Here is an 11,393-nt window from a genome sequence, read left to right on the forward strand (position 1 = left end):
TGAGCGCAGCCTGACGCGGGTTTCGCATGCGAAACCGGACACCCGTCCGGCCCATGAAAACGACGCGCGCCGCTCAGGCGCGCGTCCCCAGCCAACGGCGCAGGTCTTCGGCAAGCGCCGCATCCACCCCCGCGCCTGACAGCGTCAGCCGCCCACGCTTGACCTTCAGCGCGACACCCGGCACCACCTCTTCGCCTGCCGCGCTTGCCTTGCTTGCCCCCTGCCCTTTCAGCGCGCGCTCCAGCACCGCCCGTTCAGCCTTGGCATCGTCAGGCGCCGCCTTGCGCAGTGCCTCGGCCACACGGGACCGGAAGCCGGACTCGGCCTGCAACCGCCCGGCCAGTGCCAGCCCCAGATGTTCGGGGATCGCGGCGGGAAAGCGCAAGGCATCGTCCAGCGCCTCGACCACCGCAGTGAAGGCCATGATCTTGGAGCGTTTGGGCGCAGGCGCGGTCGCGAACAGCGCAGCAACCGCCGCCGCCTTGTCCGGATAGACCTCCCGTTCTGCCGCCTCGAGCGCGATATGGGCGCGTTCGTAGAAGCTGAGGCCCGAGCGAATCTCGTTCTCCTCGACCATCGCGCGATAGGCGGCGGGCGCGCCTTCGGGGCTGCGCACCAGCGCCTGCACATGGGCGAAGCGGTCCGCGCCGGTCTCGGCATGCAGGCGACGCAGCGCGGTCAGCCGCCGCCAGCCGGAAATCAGCCCGTAGCGCCCCTGCCCCAGATCGACCACCTCGACCGGCATCTGCTGGCCGCGCTCGCGCAGGCTTGCGATCAGGACCGCAAGCTCGGCCTCGTCCATCCCGATCCGGTCGCGCGCCAGATGCGCCTCCTCGACCGCGGCCAGCGGCAGGCGCATCACGAAGCGGCCCTCGGCACGGGCGCTGTGCAGTTCCTGCGCCACCTCTTCCAGGGCCGCGCGGGCGGCGGCATCGCCCGACACCTCGGCGATGGGGGCGGGCGGGCGGCGATAGGTTGCGGCCAGCCTCATGGCCTTGGTTTCAAGGCCCGCGCCGAAGATCTCGGGGTCGGCGGGGCTCAGGCGCCTGCGTTTGGCCATGTCTTTCGTCCCTTTTCCTGCGCGATCCGCGGCAAGTTTCGCATGCGAAACCCTACTCGGCCGCCAACCCTGCGCGCGCCCGTTCCTCGCGCCGCCAGATGCCCAGCAGCAGCCGCTTGAAGGCGGCATAGGTCTCGTCGAAGGTGGCGCGCCCGCGGGCATAGGTATCGCGGTTGAAATCGCGGTAATCGGCCTCGTATATCCCGTTCACGCTTTCGCCCGCCTGGCCGATCAGGGCGGTGAAATCCTGCCGGTAGGGCGACAGGGTGCGGCCCATATAGGCCTGCATCAGGGCGGCCATCTCGGCCTGCTGGGCGGCGTCGAACCGGGTGACGATGGCCTGCACCGCATCCCATTCGAAGGCCAGCTCCTCGCGCCCCAGCGCGCGCGCGGCGATGTTCTCGCCCTCCTCGATCGAGGAAAAGGTGGCATGCAGCATGTCGAAGAAGCGCCCCGTCGAGTCGAACTCGACAAAACTGGCGCCGACGGGCACCAGCAGGATATCGGCCGCTGTCAGCCCGTTGATCGTCAGGTAGCCAAGCGCCGGGGGCGTGTCGAGAAAGACCAGGTCATAGCGATCGAGCACGCCGCCCCTGGTCAGCGCCTCGGAGAGCGCATCCCACAGCTTCCAGGAGCGGGCATTCATCCGCCAGACGGGGATCTGGAATTCCGACCAGTAAAGGTTCAGCTGCGCCCCGATCAGGTCGATATTGGGCCAGTGGGTTTTCCGGATCACATCCCCCGGCCCCATCCCGATCGCCTCGGTCAGCGTCTCGTCCAGCGGCAGCGGCGCCTCGCCCCGGTCGAGCCGGCGCTGGTTCTCGGCGCGCAGATGCTCGGCGTAATGGCGGGCCAGCAGCGGAAAGACGGTTTCCCATTCATCCGCGACCCGGGCGCCGAAGATCGAGGTCATCGAGCCCTGGCTGTCCAGATCGACCACCAGCACCTTGTAGCCATCGAGTGCGGCCGACATCGCCAGATGCGCGCAAGTGCTGGTCTTGCCGACGCCGCCCTTGAAATTCGCGACCGCCACCACCTTGGCGGGCAGGCCCTGCGGCCGGTAGGGCAGGTATTCCTTGGCCTTGGACCCCGCGGCCCCGAAATGTGCGCGCAGCCGCAGCACCTCGTCCAGGCTGAACCACTTGGCGCCGCCCCCGGTTTCGCTGACGCCCTGGGGCAGGTCGGGGTTCTCGCGCAGCACGCGGCGGAAATGGGCGGGCGCCACGGGGATCAGGTAGCGGGTGATCTCCCAGGTGGAAAACGGGCGCAGGCGGCGCGCGCCGGTCTCGTCCAGCCCGCGGCCCGCCAGATCGGCCCGGCCGCGCGCGCAGGCCTCGGCGATGGCCTGAAGACCGGCGGTCCCGGTGGGGGGCGGCAGGTCCGCCATCGCCTTGTCAGGCGAGATGTTGAAATAGGGAGGCAGCTCGTTGCCCTGCATGCTCGACCCCTGATGTATCGTCTTTTGGCCAATGTGCCACAAAAGACGATACATGCAAAGCGAAACGTCACTTCCCCGTCTTTTTCTCAGCAATTTCCAGATGATTCGTCTGCGCGGGCGGATGGGGCAGGGGGGGCGGACCGGTGCGGTCCTGTTATCTATGCGTTATTTCATAGTTACAGGGGACAAGAGGCAAGAAAAATTCCCTTTGGTTTCAGGCAAACGGGCGTTGTCCCGTCGGTATGTCCCGATTCCGAAACCCCGATGAAACGACTCCGAACCCACGCTTGGGTGACTCCGAACCCCCGATGAACGCGCTCCCGGGCTGGACGGACTTATCCACAGGTCTTAGTGTGGGGCGTCAATGAAACCCCGAAAACGGGGCCCCAAAACGGGGACAACGCGGAAAAGCGGGCAGGGCAGGCATGAGGGGCAGGACGGGCATGAGCGGGGCGATCTCCCTCCAGCAGGATTTCTTCGTCTGCGATTTCTTCGCGGCGGTGCCCAAGCACGATCTCGCCTCGATGGAGCATCCGCTCTTTTCGCTCTCGACCCGGCCCGACCGGCGCATCCTCGAATACGAGCATAACGGGGTGCAGGTGACGGTGACGCCCTCGGTCCGGGGCCGGGCCACGATCTTCGATGCCGATATCCTGATCTTCTGCATCTCCCAACTGATGGCGGCGATCAATGCCGGGCGGCCTACCGCGCGCACGCTGACGCTGACCGCGCATGACCTGCTGGTGGCCACCGGGCGCGAGACCAGCGGAGACGGCTACAAGCGGCTGCGCGAGGCGTTCGAGCGTCTGGCGGGCACGCGGATCACCACCAATATCGTCACCGGCGACCAGGAGACGACCACCGGCTTCGGCCTGATCGAGGCCTGGCAGATTGTGCGCAAGACCCGCGGCGGCCGGATGGTCAGCGTTGCGGTCACGCTCAGCGAATGGCTTTACCGTGCGGTGCTGGCGAAATCGGTGCTGACGCTGTCGCGCGATTATTTTCGCATGCGAAAACCGCTGGAGCGGCGGCTTTACGAACTGGCCCGCAAGCATTGCGGCCGCCAGGCCGCCTGGCAGGTCTCGGTCGAGACGCTGTGCAAGAAATCGGGCTCGGCCAGCCCGCGGCGCGTCTTTCGCGCCATGCTGCGCGAGATCATCCGCGAGGGCCGCATCCCCGATTACGACCTGACCGAGGAACCGGGCGACCTGATCCGCGTCACGCCGAAGGCCGCGCTGGTCGAGCCCGGGCAGGGCCGTGGCCCGGTCCTCTCGCCCGCGGCGCTGGACGAGGCCCGCGCCCTGATCCCCGGCGCCGATGTCTACGCGCTCGAGGCCGAATGGCGCGCGATGTGGGCCGCGATGGGCCGCAAGCTGCTGCGCAGCCCGGACAAGGCGTTCCTGGGCTGGGTCCGGCGGCGGATCGCTTCCTAGACCCCGATCAGCGCCGACCGCCCGGTGCGTTCGGCGGCCCGCTTGAGCAGCAGCGGCAGCAGCAGGCCCACCAGGCTTCCGGCCACGAGATGCAGCACCAGATCGCCTATCCCCGCGGCGAGCAGCCCGATCCGCAGACTGGCCGAAAACAGGGTGTGGCTGAGGAAGATGATCATCGAGGCCGCGCCCAGTGCAGCAAGCCCCGCTCCGAGGGCAGAAAACCGCCCCGAAAGCCAGGAGACGCTGCCCAGCATCGCAAGGCAGAGCAGCGCCGCGGTGACCACCCGGGGTAGGCCGACGGCATTGAGCGCAGGCATGAAAGCCAGGACCAGAACGAAAATGCCGGTTGCGGCCATGCCCGCGGCCGGGCCTGCCTTGCGCAAGCCGCCATGCTCCCCGAGCAGCATGCCCATGACGAGATAGGGCAGGAAGGCAGGGGCGTTGCTGGTCCAGAAGATCAGGGACGGGGGCAGGGGCGCGGCCTGCAAGGCCAGGCTTGCGGCCAGCAGCCCCCAGAGCGCGGCCCGCCCGAAGCGTTCCGACAGCAGGATCGGGCGCAGGAGCAGAACCCCCACATGCATCAGCAGCAGCGCCCAGAGAAACCAGTATTGCCATTGTCCGGGGATCGGCAGGAGCGGGAAGTCGGAGAGCGCCAGCGGGTGATTGGCGAATTGTCCGGCCAGCAGCTTGCTGCCGGCGAAGACATAGGTCCAGAGCAGCATTGGATAGAACAGCCGGGCAAGGCGGTCCTTCAGGAAGGTCGCCGGGCCACGATGCGCCAGCGAGGGCAAAAGGAACAGGCCCGAGATCAGGAAGAAGAGCGGCATGTGAAAGGCGTAGATACGCGTATCCACCGCCTCGAAGAACCCGGGCGGCATCCCGGCGAACAGCCCGGCATCATGGCATCCGCGCCAAGCATGGCCGAACACGACAAGCACAATGGCAACGCCTTTGGTGGAGTCAATCCAAGCGAGCCGCTGTGCTGAGGATGCCATCCGATAGTATCGTCCACCAATGCCAAGAGCATCAGTAAGCATATTCCCTGTCGGTCGCGTTGAAGCAACTGAAAGTCTGTGCGGCAAGGGCACCAGCAGAAGCACGGCGCGTGGAACTTTCATCGCGTGCAGAGGGTCAGGCGATTGCGGAGTTCAGTTGCAGAGCGAAGCCCGCGGGGGTTCCCCTCGCGCCGGAGCAGCACGAAGAGCCGACGGTAGCCGAACCTGCGCCGCTCATTGGCCAGGTCGCGCAACCGGCCCCGGAGCGCGGTGTCTGGTGTGCGCTTTGACTGGTGGCGCACCATCTTCCGGTCCGCTCCGGCAATCTCGCACACCCGCCGTTCCGACAACGCGAGATGGTGTGTCTCGACCTAAAAGACGATGGAGGATATGGTGGCAATAGCCGTTTGGACGCGGGCAGGCTGATGGTTTGACCGTCTCTAACGTTCCGCGCTCCTGCGCCATCCGGTGGGATAGCATCCTGCCAAGGGCCGGGCACCATGCCCACCACGGGCATGCTACTTGGGAAAGGCAGGCCGATGACCACGCAGCGGATCAAGGCGGCGCTCGGTTGGGCCATGGTGCTTGGCCTTGCCGGGGGAGCGCCGCCGCGTTCGACATTTCCGAGCCCGTCGATTTCGATGCGCGCACCGCGCGGATGGGCGGAGAAGTTCATGCCCTCGAGGTCGGCACCAATGTCTTCGAGGGGCGATTGCGGAGCGAGGCGGCATTCCCGTTCGATCAGGACGTGATCAATTTCTCGCTGGAGGCGGCGGATCGGATCGAGGAAATCCGCCTCGACTATCTCGGGGGCTCGGTCACGGGCTTCGAGGCGCTGGACATCGATCTCCGGCTCACCAGCGATCACGGGCGCGGCTTCAACCAGCAGGCCCGGCCCTTCGATGCGCTGGGTGACCCGGTCCGGGTCGATTTCATCCCCGGGGCGCTTGCGATCTTTGCCGCGCGGACCGGCGCGCCGGACGCCTATGTCCGCATCGGGTTCGGCAAGGGATCGGGGCGCATACCCATCGCCTATGATGTCGCCTACCGCCTGGTGATCGTCGTTGCGCCCTGAGCCCGGGCGCCCATGCGCAGGCCACCGGACCCCGGTTTGCTTGAATTTGCCCCATTCCGGCAGTAAGAGCACGCAACCGGTTTTGTTCGTTTTTTTCAGGGTGTCGTCCGATGATCGTCGAGCTCACCTCGCTTGCCATTCCTGACGTCAAGCTGCTTTCCACGAAGAGGTTCGGCGACAGCCGCGGCTTCTTTTCCGAGGTCTACAGCCGCAAGACCTTTGCCGAGGCCGGGATCGGGATCGACTTCGTGCAGGACAACCATTCGGTTTCGCATGCGAAAGGCACGCTCAGGGGGCTGCATTTCCAGGCCCCGCCGCATGCCCAGGCCAAGCTGGTGCGCTGCGGGCGCGGGGCGCTTTACGATGTGGCGGTCGATATCCGCAAGGGCTCGCCGAGCTATGGGCACTGGGTCGGGGTCGAACTCAGCTTCGAGAACGGCCGGCAATTGCTGATCCCCGAGGGGTTCCTGCACGGCTTCGTCACGCTGAGCGACGACACCGAAATCATCTACAAATGCTCGGACTACTATGCCCCCGATTGCGACGGCGCGGTGCGCTGGGACAGTTGCGGCATCGACTGGCCGCTGGCGGGCGACCCCATCCTTTCGGCAAAGGACGAGGCCGCAGTCCCGTTCGACGCCTTCGACAGCCCCTTTCTCTGGAAGGCACCATGAAACTGCTTGTGACCGGCGGCGCGGGGTTCATCGGCTCGGCCGTGGTGCGGCGCGCCATCGCCGACGGCCACGCGGTCGTCAATCTCGACGCGCTGACCTATGCCGCCTGCCTGGAGAACGTGGCGAGCGTTGCTGACCATCCGGGCTATGCCTTTGTTCAGGGCGATATCCGAGACGGGGCGCTGCTGGCCCGAGTCTTTTCCGAACATCAGCCCGATGCGGTGATGCATCTGGCGGCGGAATCCCATGTCGACCGCTCGATCGATGGGCCTGGCGCCTTCATCGAGACGAATGTGCTGGGCACCTATGCGCTGTTGCAGGCAGCGCGCGGCTATTGGGAGGGCAGGGGACGGCCCGACGGTTTCCGCTTTCACCATATCTCGACCGACGAGGTGTTCGGCAGCCTCGGGCCCACGGGCAAGTTCACCGAGACCACGCCCTATGATCCGCGCTCGCCCTATTCCGCCTCGAAGGCGTCCTCGGACCATCTGGTGCGCGCCTGGCACGAGACTTATGGCCTGCCGGTGGTGCTGACCAATTGCTCGAACAATTACGGCCCTTTCCATTTCCCCGAAAAGCTGGTGCCGGTGGTGATCCTGAACGCGATCCACGGGCGGCCGATCCCGGTCTATGGCGCGGGCGAGAATGTGCGCGACTGGCTTTATGTCGAGGATCATGCCGAGGCGCTGCTTCTCGTGCTGGAAAAGGGCAGGGTGGGGCGGTCCTACAATATCGGTGGCGAGAACGAGGCGAAGAACATCGACCTGGTGCGGATGATCTGCGCCATCCTCGACGAGATGCGGCCCGAGGGCGCGCCGCATGACCGGCTGATCAGCTTCGTCGCGGACCGGCCCGGCCATGACCTGCGCTATGCGATCGACCCCGCGCGGATCCGAGAGGAACTGGGCTGGCGGCCCTCCGTCACGCTGGAGGAGGGGCTGAGGCGCACCGTTGCCTGGTATCTCGACAACGCGGCGTGGTGGCGGCCGCTGCTGGACCGGGACGGCGTGGGGCAGCGGCTGGGGGTGACGGCGTGATCCTTGTCTTCGGCCGCACCGGACAGGTGGCGCGCGAACTGGCGCATCTGGCCCCCGGGGCAGTCTTTCTGGGGCGCGAAGGGGCCGATCTTGCCGATCCCGATGCCTGCGCCGCCGCCATCGCCGCCCATGCGCCGCGCGCCGTGATCAATGCCGCTGCCTGGACGGCCGTCGACCGCGCCGAGGCCGAGGAGGCGCTGGCCACCGTCATCAACGGCACGGCCCCCGGGGCGATGGCGCGGGAATGTGCCGCGCGCGCCATCCCCTTCGTCCATATCTCGACCGATTACGTCTTTGACGGGTCGGGCACGCGGCCTTGGCGGCCCGACGATCCCACCGCGCCGCTCTCGGCCTATGGCCGCAGCAAGCTGGCGGGCGAGACGGCGGTGCGCGCGGCGGGGGGCGCGCATGCGATCCTGCGCACCTCCTGGGTGTTTTCGGCGCATGGGGCGAATTTCGTGAAAACCATGCTGCGGCTGGGGGCCGAGCGCGACGCGCTGCGCATCGTTGCCGATCAGGTCGGCGGCCCGACCCCGGCGGCCGATATCGCCGCCGCCTGCCTTGGTCTGGTCCGGGGGCTGGAAAAAGACTCTGATACGGCCGGAACCTACCATTTCGCGGGTGCCCCCGATGTCAGCTGGGCCGGTTTCGCATGCGAAATCTTTGCCCGGGCCGGGCTGCGCGTCGCGGTCGAGGAGATCGCCTCGGCGGACTACCCGACGCCCGCGCGCCGCCCGCTCAATTCCCGGCTCGATTGCGCCGCGCTGGAGGCTCAATTCGGCATTACACGCCCCGACTGGCAGGCCGGGCTCGCCGCAGTCCTGAAGGAGCTTCCCGCATGAGCACACGCAAGGGCATCATCCTGGCCGGCGGGTCGGGGACGCGGCTTTACCCGATCACGCTGGGCGTCTCGAAGCAGCTTCTGCCGCTCTATGACAAGCCGATGATCTATTATCCGCTTTCGGTGCTGATGCTGGCGGGCATCCGCGAGATCGCGATCATCACCACGCCCGAGGATCAGGCGCAGTTCCAGCGGCTGATGGGGGACGGGGCGCAATGGGGGCTGTCCTTCACCTGGATCACCCAGCCCTCGCCCGACGGGCTGGCCCAGGCCTATCTGCTGGCCGAGGATTTCCTGGCCGGGGCGCCGTCAGCGATGGTGCTGGGCGATAACATCTTCTTCGGCCATGGTCTGCCCGAGATCCTGGCGCGCGCCGATGCGCAGGGGCAGGGGGGCACGGTCTTCGGCTATCAGGTGGCCGATCCGGAACGCTATGGCGTGGTGACCTTCGACCTGACCGGCACCCGGGCCATCGAGATTGTGGAAAAGCCCGAACGCCCGGCCTCGGATTACGCGGTGACGGGGCTTTACTTTCTAGACTGCACCGCGCCCGAACGCGCCAGGTCCATCCGACCCTCGGCGCGTGGCGAGCTTGAGATCACTTCGCTTCTGGAAACATATCTTTCCGAGGGCAGCCTGACGGTCGAGAAGATGGGCCGCGGCTATGCCTGGCTCGACACCGGCACGCATGCCTCATTGCTGGACGCAGGCAATTTCGTGCGCACGCTTCAGGACCGACAGGGGTTGCAGATCAGCGCGCCCGAAGAAATCGCCTATCGCCAAGGCTGGATCGACCGCGCGGCGCTGATGGCGCATGCAAAGGCTTTCGGCAAGACCCGCTACGGAGCGTTCCTGGCGCGACTCGCCGAGAGTGATTGATCCAATGTTGGGACCTGAAGCGCAACCGATGATCCTAGGCCGCCAAGTCCTTGTGGCGATTCAACACGAAAGAACCATCTGATGCGGATCACCTTTATTTTACCTGTCGCCTCCCAGAACGGGGGAGTTCGGGTCGCGGCTACCTATGCCCGGCTCTTGCAGGAGCGTGGGCATCTGGTGACCGTGGTCTCGCAGCCGCTCTGGAAACCCCGAGGCCGAAAGGCGCGGCTGCGGCGGCTCCTGAGGCTGGAAAAGCCCAAGCCGTTCCAGCCCACACCCCTGCTGGACTGTCTTGGCGACCGTCACCGCGTACTGGAGCGCGGCCGACCGGTCGAAGCACGAGACTTGCCGGATGCCGATATCGTGGTGGCGACCTGGTGGCATACAGCGGAATGGGTCGCACGCCTGCCCGCCTCGAAAGGACGGAAGGTATATCTTCTTCAGGATTACGAGGTCTTCCCGCACCTGCCGATGGACCGGGTGGCTGCGACCTATCGTTTCGATATGCACAAGATAGCAGTATCCAGCTATATCCGCGATACCATTCAGACCAATCACGGTATCAATGGCATCGAAGTTGTCCCGAATGCCGTGGATCTGGATCAGTTTAAGGCGTTGCCCCGGTCCCGAAACACCGATCTGACCGTGGGGTTCCTATATACCCCGGTGCAGCGCAAGAATGTCCTTCTGGCCATTGAAAGCCTTGAACTGGCTCGCCATCTGGTGCCCGGGCTCAAGGCGCTGGCTTTCGGCAGGAAGCATCCTTCGGACGAGCTGCTCCTGCCCGACTGGATCGCCTTCCGTCAAGCGCCCGATCAGGCAGAGATTCCCGGTATCTATGCCGCCTGCGACCTGTGGCTTTTCACCTCGGATCATGAGGGTTTCGGGCTCCCTATCCTCGAGGCGATGGCCTGCCGTACGCCGGTTCTGGCCACGCGCGCCGGGGCGGCGCCGGAACTGGTGAATGGCGAGAATGGTTTGCTGCTGCCCGGTGACCCCCAGGCATTTGCCAGAGAGATTGCCCGTTTCGCCGGAATGTCTGATGCAGAGTGGCTGCGGTATTCCGTGGCCGCCCATGCGACAGCGACAGCCTATACCTGGGAAGATGCCGCCGACAGGTTTCTGGCCTCTCTGCGGCAAGCCTGCACGGCATAGCTCGGGTGCCGATAAGCAATAAATGAAGGCCGACGTGATGTCGGCCTTCCTGAAGTGCTGTCCTGTCGGATCAGGCGTTCTGCTTGCGGCGGCGAACCGCTGCCAAGGCGCCCAGACCGCCGAGAAGCAGGAAGCCGGCTGCCGGCAGCGGGACGACACCGACGGCGGCGCCGTCAAGCGAGAAAGAGTCGTTCACAACACCGTTGAGGTTCTGGATCGTGACGGTCGCCGAGGTGACCGCAGTCCCGAAGGAGATCACGATGAGTTGCTTGTTTGCGTTCAGCAGCCCGGTGAACTCAACCGGAGTGGCACCATCGGAGGAAACGGTGGCGATCGTTCCCGGAATATCAGCGATGTCCCTAAGACCGAAAACGATCTTGTTGAACGCGCCACCGCTCGCCAATGCCACGTTCCAGACAACCCCGAGCGTGTCGTCTGCGTTCAGCGACCACTCCCCGTTATCCGGCACCAGGTTCCCCTGTCCGTTAAGGCCGTTAAGGGTGGGACCGAAGAGCGAAAGGGTGGTGCAGGGGGCGCCGCCCGTTGCGACGCAGGTCGACCCGCTTCCGATACCGCCGACGGTGTCGAACGTGCCGACAGAGGTGGCGAGCACGCCGGGCAGCTTGCCTTCACCGTTTGCCGGACCGGTGGTTTCGAAATCCTCGATGGCACCGAGAGCTGCCGTCGCCGTGTTCCAGGCGCCGATGTCGAAGGCCGAGACGGAGATGGTGGACGCTTGTGCGGCACCGACCGTAAGCGCGGTTGCTGCCACAGCAGCCGCGAGATGTGCTTTGATGTTCATGAAG

11 protein-coding genes and 1 pseudogene are annotated in these 11,393 nt (G+C 65.9%); 7 read left to right on the forward strand and 5 right to left on the reverse strand.

Annotation, left to right across the window (positions count from 1 at the left end):
- Positions 1 to 73 precede the first annotated feature (73 nt).
- Both EV216_RS16700 and EV216_RS16705 read right to left on the reverse strand, forming a co-directional pair.
- Positions 74 to 1,060, reverse strand: coding sequence for a ParB/RepB/Spo0J family partition protein (locus EV216_RS16700; RefSeq protein WP_132696782.1), 987 nt, complete (start codon positions 1,058 to 1,060; stop codon positions 74 to 76).
- Between the two features lie 52 nt (positions 1,061 to 1,112).
- Positions 1,113 to 2,498 (reverse strand): AAA family ATPase, encoded by a 1,386-nt coding sequence (locus tag EV216_RS16705; RefSeq protein WP_165899306.1) that lies wholly within the window; start codon positions 2,496 to 2,498, stop codon positions 1,113 to 1,115.
- Positions 2,499 to 2,941: 443 nt separating this feature from the next.
- On the opposite strand from EV216_RS16705, the gene EV216_RS16710 reads away from it, so the two are divergent.
- Positions 2,942 to 3,931, forward strand: a complete 990-nt coding sequence (locus tag EV216_RS16710; protein ID WP_243642116.1) for a replication initiator protein A — start codon at positions 2,942 to 2,944, stop codon at positions 3,929 to 3,931.
- On the opposite strand, the gene EV216_RS16715 is transcribed toward EV216_RS16710, so the two are convergent.
- Both EV216_RS16715 and EV216_RS16720 read right to left on the reverse strand, forming a co-directional pair.
- Positions 3,928 to 5,049 carry an acyltransferase family protein gene (locus EV216_RS16715; protein ID WP_132696788.1) on the reverse strand — a complete coding sequence of 374 codons (1,122 nt, stop codon included), beginning with the start codon at positions 5,047 to 5,049 and terminating at the stop codon, positions 3,928 to 3,930. The two genes, EV216_RS16710 and EV216_RS16715, sit on opposite strands and share 4 nt — an antisense overlap.
- Positions 5,050 to 5,108: 59 nt before the next feature.
- A pseudogene (locus EV216_RS16720) lies at positions 5,109 to 5,276 on the reverse strand (IS3 family transposase); the annotation flags it as partial.
- Between the two features lie 308 nt (positions 5,277 to 5,584).
- Between EV216_RS16720 and EV216_RS16725 the strand changes: the two are divergent.
- The 6 genes from EV216_RS16725 to EV216_RS16750 all read left to right on the forward strand — a co-directional run bounded on the left by EV216_RS16725 (position 5,585) and on the right by EV216_RS16750 (position 10,587).
- Positions 5,585 to 6,001 (forward strand): hypothetical protein, encoded by a 417-nt coding sequence (locus tag EV216_RS16725; protein WP_165899308.1) that lies wholly within the window; start codon positions 5,585 to 5,587, stop codon positions 5,999 to 6,001.
- 110 nt (positions 6,002 to 6,111) lie between these two features.
- Positions 6,112 to 6,675 (forward strand): dTDP-4-dehydrorhamnose 3,5-epimerase, encoded by a 564-nt coding sequence (rfbC, locus tag EV216_RS16730; protein ID WP_132696792.1) that lies wholly within the window; start codon positions 6,112 to 6,114, stop codon positions 6,673 to 6,675.
- Entirely contained in the window at positions 6,672 to 7,712 is a 1,041-nt protein-coding gene (gene rfbB / locus EV216_RS16735; protein ID WP_132696794.1) for a dTDP-glucose 4,6-dehydratase, read from the forward strand. The genes rfbC and rfbB overlap by 4 nt, the downstream gene beginning before the upstream one ends.
- Positions 7,709 to 8,554, forward strand: a complete 846-nt coding sequence (gene rfbD / locus EV216_RS16740; RefSeq protein ID WP_132696796.1) for a dTDP-4-dehydrorhamnose reductase — start codon at positions 7,709 to 7,711, stop codon at positions 8,552 to 8,554. The genes rfbB and rfbD overlap by 4 nt, the downstream gene beginning before the upstream one ends.
- On the forward strand, positions 8,551 to 9,432 hold the full coding sequence (gene rfbA / locus EV216_RS16745; RefSeq protein ID WP_132696798.1) for a glucose-1-phosphate thymidylyltransferase RfbA: 882 nt from the start codon (positions 8,551 to 8,553) through the stop codon (positions 9,430 to 9,432). Before rfbD ends, rfbA begins: the two co-directional genes overlap by 4 nt.
- Positions 9,433 to 9,513: 81 nt before the next feature.
- The gene (locus EV216_RS16750) at positions 9,514 to 10,587 is read left to right on the forward strand and encodes a glycosyltransferase family 4 protein (protein WP_132696800.1); all 1,074 of its coding nucleotides are present in this window, start codon (positions 9,514 to 9,516) and stop codon (positions 10,585 to 10,587) included.
- Between the two features lie 70 nt (positions 10,588 to 10,657).
- Here the strand turns inward: EV216_RS16750 and EV216_RS16755 are convergent, their stop codons facing one another.
- On the reverse strand, positions 10,658 to 11,389 hold the full coding sequence (locus EV216_RS16755) for a VPLPA-CTERM sorting domain-containing protein (protein ID WP_132696802.1): 732 nt from the start codon (positions 11,387 to 11,389) through the stop codon (positions 10,658 to 10,660).
- Positions 11,390 to 11,393: the final 4 nt, after the last annotated feature.

It is taken from the genome of Rhodovulum steppense (assembly GCF_004339675.1).
In the GTDB taxonomy this organism is placed as follows: domain Bacteria; phylum Pseudomonadota; class Alphaproteobacteria; order Rhodobacterales; family Rhodobacteraceae; genus Rhodovulum; species Rhodovulum steppense.